We start from the raw sequence: 16257 nt of genomic DNA on the forward strand, positions 1-16257 counted from the left end.
GCGCAAATCGCCGTGGGAGGGCTGGAAATACCAGCGCCCGTGGAAGGCGCTGGTCACCGGGCCTGGCAGAGGCGAAAGTCGTGGGATCGGGAAGGAGATCGGTTCGTGGGACGAAGGTTCAGCATCGCACTGCTGGCAACGTGGGTGGTCGTTGCGTGCTCCAGCTCGGACCCACCGCGCCCGCCGAACGAGTCGAGCTCAGTCGACGCCGCGACGGGTCGGTTCGAGATCGCGTTTCATGCCGACGCGCTGACCCGGGTCGTCGACCGGACCGGCAACGTCGAGCTTGCGTTTCGACTTCGCGGCGCGCCCCACGCACCGCTGCGTGGCGATCGCTATCCCGGCGCCGGCCCGGACGGCGGAGACGTCCAGGTTCGCAACGTGGAACACGGGCTGGAAGACTGGGTCGAGGTCCGCAGCGAGAAGACCGAACCTGTGCTTCGATATGACTTGAGATTGGTCAAGACGCAGGGGCTGCGCTCCGTTGGGGGGGTGGTGGAGCTGTTGGACGGCAGCGGCACGCCGCGCCTGCGCATCGGGCCGGCGCAGTTGACCACCGCCGATGGAACGTGGCGTTCGGCTTCCCTCGATGTGGTCGATTGCGCCGCGGACCGCGACCCGCGACCACCCTGGGGGCGCGCCACCATCGCCCCCGGCGGCGACCACTGCACCATCGAGGTGCGCTGGGACTCGGCCGGCCTCCGCTATCCGATCCTGGTGGACCCGCCGTGGGTCGCGACCTCCGGCATGGTGCAGACGCGCGGCTTCAGCTTCACCATGACGGCCCTGATCAGTGGCGAGGTGCTCGTGACGGGTGGGACCAAGCTCGGCGGGGGGGCGTTGGCCGCAGCGGAGCTGTTCGATCCCGTGACGCGAACCTGGGCGTCGACCGGAAGCCTCTCGTCCGCGCGCACGGGCGCCAAGGCCGCGCTGTTGAACGACGGGAAAGTGCTGATTGCGGGTGGGGACAATGGCGCGCTGATCACCGCAGCGGAGCTGTACGACCCGGGCACGGGCTCTTTCACTGCCGCGGGCTCCTTGGGCCAAGGACGGAACCGACACACGCTGACCACGCTGAAGAACGGCAAGGTCCTCGTTGCAGGGGGCTACGCGGGCAACGTGAAGCTCGACACCTGCGAGCTGTTCGATCCGAGCACCAAGACGTTCAGCCCGACCGGCAAACTCGGACATCCGCGCGGCAACCACACGGCGACGCTGCTCGACAACGGCAAGGTCCTCGTGATGGGGGGCTACCCCGACGTGGGAACGACGAATGACACCGAGCTCTACAGCACGGGGAGCTGGGCGTCGGCGGGAGACCTGGGCGCGGCGGGCACACGCATAGACCATACCGCCACGAAGCTCGCCGACGGCCGGGTGCTGATCGTGGGCGGAGCTTACGGTGTGGAGAGCAAGAAGGACGCGCTGCTCTACGACCCAGCCACGAACGCGTGGTCGAACGCTTCCGACATGCCGGGCCCGACACCGTTGCGGGAACAACACACCGCAACGCTGCTCGACGACGGGCGCGTGCTGATCACGGGCGGGCGATACAGCACTTCCGTGTCTGGCTCGGGGTCTCAAGACAACGCTCTGTTCTACTCGCCCTCCTCCGACACTTGGCAAAAGGGCAGCGCTCCCATGCTCGCCGAGCGACGTGACCACGGCGCGGCTCGACTGCCCAAGGGCGACGTGCTCTTGGTGGGCAGCTTGAGCAGCGTGGGCCCCAGCGCAGAGATCTTCTGTCTGAGCCAAGGCTGCGCCTGCAACGTGGATTCGGAATGCTACAGCGGCCACTGTGTGGACGCCGTGTGCTGCGACGACGCATGCGCAGGCACTTGCATGGCCTGTACCCAGGCAAAGAAGGGCCAGGGGGAAGACGGCACCTGCCAGCCCGTGATCGCCGGTCTCGATACCGACAACGAGTGCTCCACCGAAGACCCGAGTAGCTGCGGCATGGATGGCTTCTGCGACGGCGCGGGTGCGTGCAGACTCCACCCGCAGGGAACGGTGTGCGCCCCCTCGAGCTGCATCGACGACCAGAGTCAAGTCAATCCGGACGTGTGCGACGGCAAGGGTGCCTGTACCGACGGCGGCAATGGTGCATGTACTACCGGCTATCTGTGCAAAGACGGCGGTTGCAAGAGCAGCTGCGGAGACGCGAGCGACTGCGTCGCCGGCTTCGAGTGCATTGGCGGGGAGTGCAGGCATCGACCGAACGGCACCACCTGCAGCACGGATGACCAGTGCGACAGCCAACATTGCGTGGATGGCATCTGCTGCGATTCCGTGTGCGATGGCCAATGCGAGGCCTGCGACGTCACCCTGGGCCAGTGCGTTCCGGTCACCGGAGCCCCCCACGGCGTACGGCCGTCCTGCACGGGCTCCGGCGAGTGCGCGTCCACCTGCAACGGAGCCGACCCACAGAAGTGCGTGTATCCCGGCACGGAGACCAGCTGCGGCAGCGCCAAGAGCTGCGACGGTGCCGGCAACTGCGTTCAGCCCGTCGCAATCTGCTCCGACGACCGAAGCGCGAGCTTGCCCGCCGAGGGCGGCTCCGTGAGCTGCGAGCCGTACTTGTGCGACACCTCCAGCGGCGCGTGCGCCGACAGCTGCAGCAAGACCCAGGATTGCGCCTCGGGGTACTACTGCGATGGCGCCAAGTGCACGAGCGGAGGCTCCGCCGACAGCGGAAGTGACGGAGGCTGCAGCGCGTCGAGACGCGGCGGTTCACCGGGCGCGGGCCTGTTCGGTCTACTGCTGCTCGCGCTCCTGACTGCTCGGCGTCGCAAGCTCGCCGCGGGAGCGGTCGTGGCCCTGACCACGGCGTGCAGCAGCGGCGGTAGCCCGTCGTCCGGCGACCCCTCGCTGGCCGAGAGCCCGGAGGCAGTGGCCCGGGTTGCCCGCATCGAGCGGCAGTTCGGTGCCTTGGCGCCGCCCCATTCGGTTCGTCTCCGCGCGGACGGCGTGACCTGGGTGGCCACCGGGGACGAGCCCCGCCCCGCGCGTGTGACACTGCCTCTCCGGGCGGATGGTGCCGTGCACGTAGTGGCCGAGCGCTCGGGGGTGGCCGCCAGCTTCCGCCTGGTTGGTACGCGCTCCGAAGCGCTCGCCGCAGCGCGAGGTCTCGGCGTCTATGCCGCCGCCGGACCCGAGGGTGCGGACGTGCTGCAACGCGTGAGCCCGCACGGCGTCGAGGACTTCGTCGTGTTCGAGCAGCGGCCTGCGCGACCCGAGCTCAGCTACGAGATCGCGCTCACGCGGGTCGAAGGCCTGCGCCTGGTGGACGACACTCTCGAGCTGCTGGAAGCGGATGGCACGCCGCGGCTTCGGATCGACCCGCCCTGGGTGAAGGACGGTCACGGAGAACGCCATCGGGCGCAACTTGCGCTGGAAGGTTGCGCCGCGGACCGCAGTCCCGTCTCACCGTTCGGGCGCCCCGTCACCCCGCCGGGTAGCTCCGCGTGCACCATCAAGGTGCGGTTCGACGGCGCCCTACCTCCGCCCCTGCTCGTCGATCCTTCCTGGTCGACGACCGCCACTCCCGGCATCTTCAGTGCTGGCGCCTCCGCGGTGTTGAACGATGGCAAGCTCCTCGTGTGCGGCGGCGTCCTCGGAGCCAAGCTGTACTCCAACGGTGCCTTCGCCACGACGGGAGCGCCGGGCGTCTCGCGCAGCAGTCACCGTGCCACCACCCTGCCAGATGGGCGCGTATTGGTGAGCGGCGGCTACAACCTGAAGAGCGCCGAGCTCTACTCCCCGACCACCGGGACTTGGTCCCCCGCTGCGGACATGGCCGTGGATCGCTGGAATCACGGCTCGATCTTGCTGGACGACGGCTCCGTGCTCGTGACCGGCGCCGGCACCGCCCAGCGCTACCTGCCCAGCTCCAACACCTGGGCCAACGCCGGCAACTTGGGCTTTGCCCGAGATGGCCACACCGCTACCAAGCTGGCCGATGGGCGCGTATTGGTCGCCGGGGGGAGCAACGGAACCATCGCGCAAATGCAGTCGGCCCGGGTCTACACGTTGGGCTCCGGCTGGTCCAATACGGGCAGTATGGCGGAGACGCGCTCACTGTTTTCCGCTGCGCTGCTGGACGATGGAAAGGTGCTGGTCGTGGGTGGCGTGGACTACATGAGCAATACGCTCTCCACCGCCGAACTCTACGATCCCACCGCGGGCACGTTCAGCAGCGCTGGCTCCCTGGTCGTCGGCGGGCAGACGTACCATCGAAAAGAGACGGCGCTGGTGCCCTTTGGCAATGGCGCCAAGGCCTACCTGATCGGCGGCCGCGACAGCGGCGCCTCGGGCAGCTCCGATACCTTCGTCTATAGTCGCGCGGGAGACTCCTGGAGCGCCGGCGGCACCCTACAGATCGCTCGTTTCACGCACACGGCCGATCTTCTACCGAACGGACAGATCCTCGTCGCCGGCAGCACGAGCAACTTCCAAGACCCCGCGGAGGTGCAGTGCGTGGACTTCGGCTGCGCCTGCAGCGGAGCGAATCCGTGCCTGGTGGGCAGCTGCGTGGACGGTGTGTGTTGCCAGACCGCCTGCGGCGGCAAATGCCGCGCGTGCTCGGCAGCCAAGAAGAAGGGCGGCAAGGACGGCGTTTGCGGCATGATCCCGGACGGAGACGATCCGGACGACGAGTGCGCCAGCCAGCCAGCCTCGAGCTGCGGCACCATCGGTACCTGCGATGGCGCCGGAGCGTGCCGATTGTACGCGGCGACCACCGAGTGCGGCAGCGCCACCTGCGCGACCGAGACCCAGAGCGTTCCCGCTCCCGAGTGCGACGGCAACGGCACCTGCGTGACGGCAGCCGCTCAGGGCTGCGATTCCGGATACGTGTGCGCCCAGGGCGCCTGCACCAAGGCATGCACCACCGTGGCCGACTGTGCCACGGGCTTCGTATGCACCGACGGCAAGTGCCAGAAGAAGTCGAACGGCGATGCATGCAGCGACGGCGCCGAATGCGCCAGCGGCATCTGCGCCGACTCCGTTTGCTGCGACTCGGCGTGCACCGGTCAGTGCCAGGCCTGCAACGAGGCCGCCACGCCGGGCTTGTGCGTCGCGGTCATTGGCGATCCCCGTGGTGCTCGAGAACCGTGCCACGGCGACGGCGTGTGCGCTGGTAGCTGCAAGGGCGACCCCACGTCGTGCAGTTACCCCGACAAGAGCACGAGCTGTGGCGACGGCATGACCTGCGCCAACGGTCAGTGCGTTCAAACATCGGCGGTGTGCGTCGACGCAAACGCCGCCAGTCAGCCAGTCAGCGGCCCGAAGACGGCCTGCACGCCGTTCCTGTGCGATCCCGAGACGGGAAGCTGTCGCTCGAGCTGCAAGGTCGCGGCGGACTGCGCCCTTGGCTTCGTGTGCGATGGCGGCCAGTGCGTGAACCTTTCGGGAAGCGGCGGCGGCTCGTCCGATGGCGGCACTGCTCCCGAAGGCGGCGCGAGCGCGCCGCCTTCCGACGATGGCGGCTGCGGTTGCCGAGTCGCCCGCCCCTCTGCACCTTCGCCGAGCGCTCTGCTATGGGCCTTGGCCGCAATGACGGCGATCTTGCGGCGCCGACGAGACAAGGAATGAGCCAGGACAAGACCACGCCGCTGCACGACAGCATGGGCGAGACCAGCGAGGAGGACCTCAGCGGTCGCGTGATTGACGAACGTTACGAGCTCGTGCGCTTGGTCGGACGAGGGGGAATGGGTGCGGTCTACGAGGCCCGGCACGGCACCACGCTGAAACGCTGTGCGCTGAAGCTCTTGTCATCCCCGGATCTGGTGTCGCACCCGGCGCTGGTGAAGCGCTTCTTCCGAGAGGCGAAGGCCGGCGCGGCGGTGGAGAGCGATCACATCGTGCAAGTCTTCGACTCGGGCACCGACGCAGCGACGGGGTGGCCGTTCATCGCCATGGAGCTCCTGAACGGCGAAGATGTCTCGGACACCATCGCTCGGCTCGGCGCCATCGAGCCGCGGGCAGCGGGCAAGATCGCGCTGCAAGCCGCGACCGGCTTGAGCCGAGCCCACGAGCTTTCCATCTTCCATCGTGACATCAAGCCCGCAAACCTGTTCATCACGCGGAGAGATGCGGGCGATTGCGTGGTCAAGATCCTCGATTTTGGCATCGCCAAAGTGCTCGAGAACTTCTCCGACACCAACGCCGCGCTCACACACACGGGCAACATGCTGGGCACGCCCTTGTACATGTCTCCTGAGCAAGCACGCGGCGCGGGAAAGATCGATGCCCGCAGCGACGTGTGGTCGTTGGGCATGGTGCTCTACGAGCTACTCTCCGGAGCACTACCCTACGAAGGCGTGACCAGCCTCGCGGAATTGATGGTGGAAATCCTCACCGCGGAGATCGCTCCGCTCCAAGATCGCGCACCGTGGGTGCCGGCCGAGCTGGCGGAGATCACCCAACGGGCCATTTCCCGGAATCTGGAGCACCGCTACGCCGATGCGGGCGCTCTGCGAGACGCCCTCGCCGCCGCGCTCGGCGGCGACCGACTGGATCCTTCCGAGATCGTGAGCGTGACGACGGAGCAGCGTGGTTCCGTGGCACCCCGGCTCAAGTCGACGGCCCAAGGCGTCGCCCACACCGCGGACGTCACCGGCGCCGAAGACTCGCCCAAACCCCGAGCCAAATGGCCCATCGTCGTGCTCGGCGTCACCGGCATCAGCGCGGTTGTCGCCACCGCCGTCATCGCCACGTCGCATCCGAAAGCCCCAGCTTTGCCGCCGGCGCCCGTCGCCAGCGAGGCGCCGGCCAGCGCGACGGTCACTCCGTCTGTCGTGGAGCCAGCCCCAAAGTCCCAGAGCTACTTCCTGCCGGTCGAGCCCGCCGGGGCCCAGGTGAAGGTCGACGGCAAGCTGCTCTCGGTGACGGACGGCGGGATCGAGCTGTCCGGCGCAGTCGGGGACACGCGGGAAGTGGACCTGAGCCTCGGGGACCGACACAAGAACGTGCGCGTGGCCCTCACCCGAGAGGGTCTGCTCCCTGACCGCCTGATGCTCGACGACACCCGAGCCAAGCCCACGGCTCCGGCGGCGAGGCCGGCGAGCACGCCCCCACCGAAACTGCCCGATCAAAAACGCCCGGAACCGAAGGCCAAGCCCGCGATCAAGAAGAAGCCCGAGCTCAGCACGTCGACCAGCGAGTTCGACGGTTAGGATGCCGCCCCTCATGATCCGTCGCCTCGCTGCACTCGTGTGCCTCGCGCTGAGTCTCACTTTGGCTGCTGGCAGGGCCAACGCCGACACCGGCCCGGATGCTCCCCCCGCCAACGGCGACGCCCGTCAGGAGGCGCGTCAGCGCTTCCTGCGCGGCATAGAGCTGGCCCAGAACGGGCAGTGGGACGCGGCGCTTGCGGAGTTCAGCGCCTCGGTGGAGTTGTTTCCCACCTCCGTCGCTCTGAAGAACGCCGCGATCGCACTGCGCCAGCTGCATCGCAACGCCGAAGCCCTGGAAACCTACGAGCGCCTGCAGAGCTCGTTCGGCGACAAGCTCGACGCTCAGGACCAGAAGCTCGTCGCGGATGCCGTCCGGCAGCTGAGACAATCGGTCGGCTCGCTCACGGTGACGAGCACACCGGCGGGTGCGACCATCGTGGTCGACGGCTTGGAGCGCGGGCTCACACCGCGGCCGGCGCCGTTACGTCTAGATGCTGGGCGCCACACCGTTCGCGTCTTTCTGCAAGGCTACGAGCCCTTCGAGGCACAGCTGCTCCTCGCGAGCGGTCAGAACAAATCCGTCGACGCCAAGCTCGTCGCCCTCGCGCGATCCGGGACGCTGCGGGTGGAGGAAGCCGCCGGCGCGAAGCTCTCGGTCTTGGTGGATGGCGCGGTGGTGGGAGAAACGCCATGGAACGGGCGTCTGTCCGTCGGCGTCCACAGCGTAGCGCTGCGCGGCGAGGGGGACATGGGCGCGCCCCCCAGCAGCGCCGAGATCCAGCCGAACCAGACCACGACCTTGCGCCTGTCGGCCACGCGCCTCGACGCCACCGTTCGCGTGGATCCCACCCCAACCAGCGCGCGCGTAGACGTCGACGGCGTCACGGTGGGCAACGGCGTGTGGGAGGGGAAGCTGAGGAGCGGAAAGCACCAGGTGGAAGTCACTGCAGAGGGCTTCTTGGCGTGGCGCCGTGAGGTCTCCGTTCGGTCCGGCCAGCGAGAAGTGCTCCGCGTCGCGCTGGAGCGTGACCTTTCGAACCCCATGTGGCGGGAGAGTTTCTTCGAGCCACACCTGTATCTCGAGGCGCTGGGCGGCCCCGCGCTGGCGCGGAGCTTCGCGGGTGGTGCGGACGCCGCCTGCAGCGATGCCGGCTGTTCCGATCGCTCGCGACCGTTCGGCTTCTTGGTGGGTGCGCGGGGCGGCTACCAGCTCACCAGCGGCCTCGGCCTGGAGCTGTTCCTCGGCTATCTGAGCCTGTCCGAGAGCGTGACACGGCAGAAGAGCGCGAGCGGCGACTTCCCGTCCACCGCCACCGCCTTCGAAGACACCACGAAGCTGAGGGGCCCAGCGGCGGCTCTGTCTGCCAGCTATCAGTTCTTCGAGCGGACTCCACTGCTGTTTCGGGTGTGGCTGGGGGCAGCGCGGGCCAAGGCGGACTTCTCCGGATCCGGCACCTTCCGCGGACGGGCCACCACGGTGGCGACCGGCGGGCAGACCCTGACCTACGACTTCGCGGAGCCGGTGGACATCCCCGAGCAGAGCCCCTCGCTGTGGGTGCCCTTCACCGGTCCGGAGGTGCGCATCGGCTATCGCGTCAGCAAGCGCTTCGCCGTCGACGCGGGGGTGGCGATGTTCGTGATGTTCGCACCCACCACGGCGCGCGTCGGCACCAGCGACCGCGATCGAGCGAAGAACGAACGCAGTCAGCAGCTACCGGACGTCCCGAACGCCTTCTCCGACGGCAGCACGGCGCGCTTGGGTCTGCTTCGCCTGGGCCCCGACGACGGATTCGGAACGTTCCTCACCGTGGTCCCCAGCGTGGCCGCTCGCTTGGACTTCTGATCAGCGCGCCCGCGCGCGGCTGGGCTCGCGCCCGAGGATGCGCGCGAAGGTCAGCACCGCGTGGGCCGGCTCGATGGCCGCGCCGGCCACGTCCGCCAGCGCCGCGCCGTCGAGCAGCGCCACCACCAGCGCAGCGAGCACGGCGGCGTCCACGTCGGCGGGGAGCGCCGCTTCCGGGCTGCGCAGCAACTCCGCCACCGCTTGCCGCCGCACGGAGAGCGCGCTCGCCAGCCGCTGGCGCACCGCCGGCTCGCGGCTCTCCGCCGCCAACTCCACGAACAGCCGCGCGCCGTCTCCCCGGGCCCGCGTGAGCGCGCCGCCGAGCACCAGGTCCAGCCAGCGCTCACGGCTCTGGGTGCTGGCGTGGGCCACGTCTTGTGCCAGGTGGCTCACCTGGTCGGCGACGAACGCGTCCACCAGCGCCACGAACAGCTCCAGCTTGCTCTGGAAGTGCCAGTACACCGCGCCCTTCGTGAGGCTCGCCTCGGCGGCGATGCCGTCCAGCGTGGCGCCGTCGTAGCCGAGCTTGGCGAACACTCGTGCCGCCGCCGAAAGCAATCGGCTGCGGGTGTCCGGGTGGGTTCCCGACAGCTCCGGCTCTTCGCTCTCGAGGGCGGCGCGCAAGCGTGCCTTGCTGCCGACGTGTCGCTTCACCGTGGGCCAGCTGACCCCCGCCGTGCGCGCCACGTCCGAGAGGCCGATCTGATCCAGCGGCTTTTCCGACGCCAGCTTGCGCGCCGCAGCGAAGATACGTTCCTCCACCGCCCCTCGGCTCTTCATGATTTGGAGCATACCCGAGAGTATGGTCACTGGACCACGACGAGATCGACGTCCAGGCTGACGTGCTGGCCTTCGCGCACCACCTCCACCTTCACCCGCTCGCCGGGCTTCTTGCCGTCGAGGGCGTTGTACAGGTCGTCGTAGTCGTCGACCGAATCCTTGCCGACGCGCACGATCACGTCGCCCAGGGCCCAGCCGTCCGCCGTCTGACGAATGGCCGTGAGGCCCGCCTTCTCCGCGGGGGATCCGGGCAGCACGCCGAGCACCACCATGCCCTTGATGCCGAGGCGCCGCTCGATCCGCTGCTGCGGATCGATGCGGATGCCGAAGCCCACCTGCTCGGCGCGCCCAGTGCGGATGATCTGCGGCACGATGCGCCGGATCGTCTCCACCGGCACTGCGAAGCCGATGCCCGCCCAGGCGCCGCTCTTGGAGTAGATCATGGTGTTCATCCCGATCAGCCGACCGCCGCTGTCGAGCAGCGGACCGCCGGAGTTGCCGGGATTGATGGCGGCATCGGTCTGGATCATGTCGCGAATGGTGACGCCACCGATGCCGTCCACCTCGCGCCCCAGAGCGCTGATCACCCCGGTGGTCAGCGTATGATCGAGGCCGAAGGGATTGCCGATGGCCAGCACCTTCTGACCGACCTCCAGCTTGCCGTTCGGCGCCGGCAGCGTGATGGGCGAAAGGCTGCCCTTGGGCGCATGTATCAAGAGCACCGCGATGTCCCGCCGCGGCTCCGTACCGACGACCTCCGCGGGATACGTCTTCTGATCCTGCAACGTGACGGTCACGCTGCGAGCCTTGGCGACCACGTGGAAGTTGGTCACCACGTGGCCTTGGTCGTCCCACACGAAGCCGGAGCCCGAGCCCGCGGGCACCTCCATGGCGCGCCCGGCGAAGTAGTCCACCACCACTCGACGTTCCGTGACGAACACGGCCGAAGCCGCCGCGCGATTGAACACGGAGATGGTGTTCTTCTCGTCCTCCGTGCGGAAGTCCCCACCGCTGCCGAGGACCGGAGCAGGCGACGCCACCGCGGGCGCGGAAGCCACCGGCGGTGGTGTGCTCGCCGCTGGCGCTTCACCGTGACCGCGACACGACGCCGCGCCCAGCGTCAGCATCAGGACAATCAACCACAGCTTTGGGATCTCGACACGCATGGCCGCGCATCGTAGCGCGGTCTTCCGCTCGTCGACCCCGTGCAGCTTGCAGGTCTTGTCGGGGCGGCGCGAGCCCCGGCGCGGCGCCCTCTACGGCGCGGTTTCGGCCCGCCGTTTCAGTCCCTCCACGAACCCCTGGAACGCCTGCGTCATGTCCGGAATGGATCCGCCGATCAGCGCCAGCATTGGCCCGGAGAACACCTCGTGCACGCTGAAGTCCGTGCTGTCTCCACGGGAAGTGAGCTCGAAGGTGCGCTCGCCCTTGAACAGGCCGAGGGGCATGCCGCCGGACCACACCATCCGGCGCTGATCCGCGAGCTCCGTGACCTTGACGGCGAATCCGCGGCCCGGAGACAGCTTGCTGAAGGCCTTGAGCTTGTGCCCAGGGCCCACGCTGCCCTCGATTTTCTCGCAGGACGGATCCCACTCCGGCCAGCGCGCCGTGTCGATCAACACTTCCCAGACCCGCTCCGCCGGGGCGGCGATGGTGGTGGACGCTCGATACTCTTTCATCCGCTGTTCCCTCTCTCCATAGTCTCCACGTGACCGGCGAAGGCCGGCAGCACCGCTCCCCAGCCTTGCTCGAAGCGCGCCACGCGCTCGGTCCAGAGCTCGCGCGCGACCTTCCCGAGGGAATGCGTCACTTCCACGCGAGTGCGATCGCCGTCGACGAAGAAGCGCACGTCCACGTGGGTGGGTACGTCGACACCGCTTCCGGGGTACCAGTCGTAGCCGAGACGCGCGGGCGGCTCCCAGTGCGTGACGGCACCGAGGGACGCCTCTTCGCCCCCCGCACTCCGTTCGTACAAGCGTCCGCCGGCACGGCCTTCGAGGACCAGCACCGAGTCCGACCAGCGGCGATGGCTCCGCGGCCACCACTCGTCGATGTGCGTCGTGAACGCTTCGAAGGCCGCCGCGAGAGAGCAGCGCACGACGATGCTGCGCTCGAGCATCAGCGGCCCTCTCGTTCCAGCGCCTCGGCGCGCGCGGCGAATCGGGGCAAGGCCTGGTCCCAGAACTCGTCGAGATAGCTGCGGACCTTTTGGAAGCCGTCGCCATTCAGACGAAACACGTTGCGCGTCGCGCGCCGTTCGTGAGTCACCAGTTGGGCGCGCGTGAGGAGCCGCAAATGACGGGACACGGCGGGTCGACTCACCGGCAGCTGTTCGGCGATGTCCCCCACCGACACGGGACCCGCCGCCAGGATCCCCAAAATCTGCCGGCGGACCGCGCTGCCGAGCGCATCCAGCGCGATTTCTCGTGTGCTTTCCAGCGATTGCCGCATTGGTAACATGCAAGTTACCAATGCCTCGAAATCCCGTCAACACCGCACGTCGCGTCGAGCGCCTCGGGATTCCTCAATGAAATTCCCGTCCCAGCGCGGATCCGTCCTTGGCGGAAATCAGCGCCCCCGCGCTATCATGAACGAACACCATGCCCCGAAGCGTCGAGCAGCTCGTCAATCAGAACTTCCTCCGCTGGGTGGAGGAGCAGAAGGTCACCTCCAAGCGGCGCTCCGCGGACAGCGAGCAAAAGCCGATGATCGTCATGAGCCGCGAGTTCGGCGGCCGGGGCGCGGAGATCGGCAAGAAGGTCTCCGCCAAGCTGAGCTTTCAGTACCACTCGCAGGATCTGGTTCACGAGATCGCGCGGCAGTCCCGCGTGCGGCGCCAACTGGTGGAGTCCCTCGACGAGCGAGCCCGCGACAACATCGAGCAGTGGGTCACGGAGCTGATGGACGGCGACACCTTCGCCCCCAACGACTACCTGAAGAACCTGAGCAAGGTAGTCGGCGCCCTGGGCCGTCATGGCAAGGGAGTGATCGTCGGCCGCGGCGCCCACTTCCTGCTCGATCCGGATCGCACGTTGCGAGTCCGCGCCTACGCTCCGCTGGACGAGCGCATCGCCTACATCGCCCGGCGGCGAGACCTGAGCGACGGCGAGGCCCGCGCACTGGTGCTCAAGATCGACGCGGAACGCGTGGCGTTCTACCGCCAGCACTTCAACGCCGACGTCGCCGACCCCCTGCACTACGACTTGATGCTCAACACCAGCACGCTGTCGATCCCCGCCTGCGTCGACATGGTCGTGCGGGCGTTCCGCGCCAAGCTGGGCGGCAAGTAGCGGCGCGGCGCGACGGACCGGGCCGCGCAGGCGACGGAACGTGGGGTTCCGCGGCGAGCCAACATTCCCCCGAAAAGGCCCGAAGGAGGGCCGTGGGAGCTACTCTCCGCGATCCACGGGAGCACCGCCGGCGCCGCTGGGCATCGGGTTCTGCTCCTTCTCGAGGTAGCGAAAGATGGTGCGCGGATCCACGCCCAGATCCCGGGCGGTCTGCGTGCGGTTGCCGTTGTTGCGCTCGAGGACTTCCAAGACGTAGCGCCGCTGAAAGTCTTCCTTCGCCTTCTCGAGGGGCACGATGGCGACCTGCGCCTCGGGACCGAGATCCAGATCCTCGGCATCGAGCAAGGTCTTGTCACACAGCACCAACGCCTTCTTGATGCGGTTTTCGAGCTGCCGGATGTTGCCCGGCCAGGGATACTTCTTGATGGAGGTGAGCGCTGCCGGGGAGAAGCCCTTCACCTGGCTGCCGAGCTCGTCCGCGTACTTGCTGAGCAACGCCTTGGCGATGATGAACACGTCGTCCCCACGCTCCCGCAGCGGAGGCAGCCACAGGTTCACCACGTTGAGGCGGTAGAACAGATCTTCCCGGAACTCACCGGTCTTGATCATGTCCTCCAGGTTCCGGTTGGTGGCCGCCAAGATGCGGATGTCGCACTTCTCCGGCCGGCTGTCGCCAACGCGGTAGACGACGCGCTCCTGGATCGCACGCAAGAGCTTCACCTGCAGCTGCAGGGTGAGCTCGCCGATCTCGTCGAGGAAGAGCGTGCCGCCGTCCGCCAGCTGGAACTTGCCCGGGCGGCTGGCGACGGCCCCCGTGAAGGCGCCCTTCACGTGGCCGAACATCTCGCTCTCCATCAGGTTTTCCGGGATGGCGCCGCAGTTGACGACGACGAAGGGGCCGGTCTCGCGATTGCTGCGACGATGCAGCTCCCGCGCGATGAGCTCCTTGCCGGTGCCCGTCTCTCCGGTGATGAGCACGCTGATGTCCGTGGCCGCCACCTTCTGCAGTTTGCGGAACACTTCCATCATTCCCGGACAGGCGCCGATGATCTCTCCGAAGCGCTTGTCTTGGAGCTCGGTCTTCAGCTTCTGCTGATCCGCCCTGAGGGCACTGACCAGCATCGCGTTCTGGAGCATGAGCGACGCCTGCCCCGCGAAGATGGTGAGCAAATCCAGCTGCTCGCGGTGGAACAGGTGCTTCACCTCGTCGTTGCCGACGTACATCACGCCGATGATCTCGCCCTGGGACAGCAGCGGCACGCACATCACGCTGGAAAGCTTGAGCGCGATCACGCTCTCGCTCTTCGAGAAATTGGTGTCCGTGAGCGCGTCGCTGACGATCACCGGGCGCTTCGACTCCAGCACCTGGCGCACGATGCTATCGCTGATGGCGCCGGAGGGGTCCTCGATGGCCTCGCGCTTCACGTTGCGCGAAGCGCGCACCCGGGGCGTGGAGCTCTGCCCTTCCCCCGGGTCCACCAAGAGCACCACGCCGCGGGCGGCTCCGGTGAGCTCGATGATGTCGTCCAGCAGGGCTTCGAGCAGCTCGTCCACGCTGCTGGTGGTCATCAGCCGCTCGCTGAAGGTGTGCAGGCGGCGGAGGCTGGCGAGCACGTTGCTCGAACCGTCGGAGCTGTCCCGATCCGGCTCCGTCGCCGTGGGCAGCTCGCTGAACATGGAAAAGCCGAGCTGCGCCCTTCCGAGCTGCACGCGGTCTCCGTTCACCAGGCGCGCGCGGCGCTTCTTCTTGCCGTTGATCAGGATCTCCGCGCCGCGATCCACCTCTTCGAGCTGGAAGTCCCGACCGTTGAACACGATCTGCGCGTGGTGGTCGCTGACGGTGTCGTCCGGCAGGTGAACGTCGTTGCCCAGCGCGCGGCCTACGGTGGTGACCGGCTTGTGGATGGGCAGGAGCACCGGCTGCCCCTCCGGCGGGAAGTAGCGAAGCGTCGCCATACGGGCCCTGAAGCTACCACCAAATGTGTGGGGCGGGCCCGCTCACCCGACCTCAGTACAGAATACCGCCGATCTGGACGCCACCACCGCCACCGGGCAACGCCATGGGAGCGATGCTGGTGAGGGACGCGAAGCGATTGCCCGGCGCCGAGTCTTCCGAGCCGATCTCGTATTCGTCCGCATAGCCGGACGCGAAGATGGCGCCCGCGGCGATGCCCAGCGTGGTGGCGGTGCCCATGAACAAGAAGCCGCGCTTGGCGGGGGGTGAATCTTCGCCGGCGTAGAACAAGAACACGGGCAGCGACGCCGCAGCGCCAATGCCGCCGCCGGCCCACATCCAACCGATCTGCTCCCAGCTCGGGATGTACAGCACGCTGCTGGCCGCGCCCGCCGCCAGGCCGATGTTGTAGCCGATGAGACCGCCGAGGGCGGCGGAGTCGTTGGCGATGCCGTAGCCCACACCCGCTTCGCTGGCGCCGTAGCCGAACATGGTACCGATGGTGGTGCCCCAGAGCACGCTGCTGGTGGTGAGCAGGGTGCTCTTGGGAGAAGGCTCGAGGTAGTAGCCCACGGCGTAGCCACCGACGCCGCCCAAGGTGGCGCCCAGCGTGGTGGCCCGCGCCAGGCCCTTGAAACCCCAGGCGTCTTCTTCGTCCGCGGTCACGAACTGATAGCTCGCGATGCCGATGCCTTCACCCGCGCCGATGGCCATGCCCGCCGCGACGGACGCCGGCATGCCGCGAGGCATTTCCGGATCATCCATGAAGTACACGCCCACTGGCGCGGCGACGCCGAGCAGGGCCGGCGGGATCAGGAACAAGCCCGGATCGCTGATGCCCACCTCGGACGAGAACCACACGCCGGTGCCGACGCCATAGGCCACGCTGGTCGCGTACAAGAACCCGATCTCGACGTCGTCCCGCTTCTTGGAGCGCGACGGAACCGGGTACGTGGGTGCGGGATAGCCGTAGCCGGGCTGTTGCCCGTACCCCGGCTGGCCGTAGGTCGGCTGCCCGTAGCCGGGCTGACCGTAGCCGGGCTGCGGCTGACCGTAACCCGGCTGCGGCTGACCGTAGCCGGGTTGGCCATATCCCTGCGCTGCCGCCGTCGCCGTGAGGCACAGCGCGGCGAGTCCCATGGTCATGGAGGCGAAGTGCTTCACGGTAAAACCCCGTCGACCATCATCCGGCTCGGGCCGCGGGGCAAGTTTGTC

11 protein-coding genes are annotated in these 16257 nt (G+C 68.0%); 4 read left to right on the top strand and 7 right to left on the bottom strand.

The window, feature by feature from the left end:
• Positions 1-105: 105 nt before the first annotated feature.
• Genes H6717_13935 through H6717_13945 form a run of 3 tightly spaced genes read left to right on the top strand, consistent with a single transcriptional unit; the run spans position 106 to position 9018 of the window.
• Entirely contained in the window at positions 106-5592 is a 5487-nt protein-coding gene (locus H6717_13935) for a hypothetical protein (protein MCB9578120.1), read from the top strand.
• A complete protein-coding gene (locus H6717_13940; protein MCB9578121.1) occupies positions 5589-7175 on the top strand; it encodes a serine/threonine protein kinase in 1587 nt (528 codons plus the stop codon). The genes H6717_13935 and H6717_13940 overlap by 4 nt, the downstream gene beginning before the upstream one ends.
• Positions 7176-7188: 13 nt before the next feature.
• Complete coding sequence (locus H6717_13945; GenBank protein ID MCB9578122.1) at positions 7189-9018, top strand: PEGA domain-containing protein; 1830 nt, start codon at positions 7189-7191, stop codon at positions 9016-9018.
• Here H6717_13945 and H6717_13950 read toward each other — a convergent pair whose 3' ends face one another.
• The 5 genes from H6717_13950 to H6717_13970 form a co-directional block, all read right to left on the bottom strand.
• The gene (locus H6717_13950; GenBank protein MCB9578123.1) at positions 9019-9798 is read right to left on the bottom strand and encodes a TetR family transcriptional regulator; all 780 of its coding nucleotides are present in this window, start codon (positions 9796-9798) and stop codon (positions 9019-9021) included.
• A 26-nt stretch (positions 9799-9824) separates the two neighbouring features.
• Entirely contained in the window at positions 9825-10964 is a 1140-nt protein-coding gene (locus H6717_13955; protein MCB9578124.1) for a trypsin-like peptidase domain-containing protein, read from the bottom strand.
• Positions 10965-11054: 90 nt separating this feature from the next.
• A complete protein-coding gene (locus H6717_13960) occupies positions 11055-11477 on the bottom strand; it encodes an SRPBCC domain-containing protein (GenBank protein MCB9578125.1) in 423 nt (140 codons plus the stop codon).
• Positions 11474-11917 carry an SRPBCC domain-containing protein gene (locus H6717_13965; GenBank protein MCB9578126.1) on the bottom strand — a complete coding sequence of 148 codons (444 nt, stop codon included), beginning with the start codon at positions 11915-11917 and terminating at the stop codon, positions 11474-11476. The genes H6717_13960 and H6717_13965 overlap by 4 nt, the downstream gene beginning before the upstream one ends.
• On the bottom strand, positions 11917-12249 hold the full coding sequence (locus tag H6717_13970; protein MCB9578127.1) for a winged helix-turn-helix transcriptional regulator: 333 nt from the start codon (positions 12247-12249) through the stop codon (positions 11917-11919). The genes H6717_13965 and H6717_13970 overlap by 1 nt, the downstream gene beginning before the upstream one ends.
• Positions 12250-12398: 149 nt before the next feature.
• Here H6717_13970 and H6717_13975 point away from each other — a divergent pair, with 149 nt between their 5' ends.
• A complete protein-coding gene (locus H6717_13975) occupies positions 12399-13088 on the top strand; it encodes a cytidylate kinase-like family protein (GenBank protein MCB9578128.1) in 690 nt (229 codons plus the stop codon).
• 99 nt (positions 13089-13187) lie between these two features.
• Here H6717_13975 and H6717_13980 read toward each other — a convergent pair whose 3' ends face one another.
• Together H6717_13980 and H6717_13985 are read right to left on the bottom strand one after the other, a co-directional pair.
• The gene (locus H6717_13980) at positions 13188-15044 is read right to left on the bottom strand and encodes a sigma 54-interacting transcriptional regulator (GenBank protein MCB9578129.1); all 1857 of its coding nucleotides are present in this window, start codon (positions 15042-15044) and stop codon (positions 13188-13190) included.
• Between the two features lie 52 nt (positions 15045-15096).
• On the bottom strand, positions 15097-16188 hold the full coding sequence (locus H6717_13985; GenBank protein ID MCB9578130.1) for a hypothetical protein: 1092 nt from the start codon (positions 16186-16188) through the stop codon (positions 15097-15099).
• Between the last annotated feature and the right edge of the window lie 69 nt (positions 16189-16257).

This window comes from Polyangiaceae bacterium (assembly GCA_020633235.1).
In the GTDB taxonomy this organism is placed as follows: domain Bacteria; phylum Myxococcota_A; class Polyangia; order Polyangiales; family Polyangiaceae; genus JACKEA01.

Bases quoted from the DNA above. Each gene is read 5' to 3' on its own strand.
- H6717_13940 (MCB9578121.1), top strand. From the start codon at position 5,589: ATGAGCCAGGACAAGACCACGCCGCTGCACGACAGCATGGGCGAGACC.
- H6717_13945 (MCB9578122.1), top strand. From the start codon at position 7,189: ATGATCCGTCGCCTCGCTGCACTCGTGTGCCTCGCGCTGAGTCTCACT.
- H6717_13950 (MCB9578123.1), bottom strand. From the start codon at position 9,798: ATGAAGAGCCGAGGGGCGGTGGAGGAACGTATCTTCGCTGCGGCGCGC.
- H6717_13955 (MCB9578124.1), bottom strand. From the start codon at position 10,964: ATGCGTGTCGAGATCCCAAAGCTGTGGTTGATTGTCCTGATGCTGACG.
- H6717_13960 (MCB9578125.1), bottom strand. From the start codon at position 11,477: ATGAAAGAGTATCGAGCGTCCACCACCATCGCCGCCCCGGCGGAGCGG.
- H6717_13965 (MCB9578126.1), bottom strand. From the start codon at position 11,917: ATGCTCGAGCGCAGCATCGTCGTGCGCTGCTCTCTCGCGGCGGCCTTC.
- H6717_13970 (MCB9578127.1), bottom strand. From the start codon at position 12,249: ATGCGGCAATCGCTGGAAAGCACACGAGAAATCGCGCTGGATGCGCTC.
- H6717_13975 (MCB9578128.1), top strand. From the start codon at position 12,399: ATGCCCCGAAGCGTCGAGCAGCTCGTCAATCAGAACTTCCTCCGCTGG.
- H6717_13980 (MCB9578129.1), bottom strand. From the start codon at position 15,044: ATGGCGACGCTTCGCTACTTCCCGCCGGAGGGGCAGCCGGTGCTCCTG.
- H6717_13985 (MCB9578130.1), bottom strand. From the start codon at position 16,188: ATGACCATGGGACTCGCCGCGCTGTGCCTCACGGCGACGGCGGCAGCG.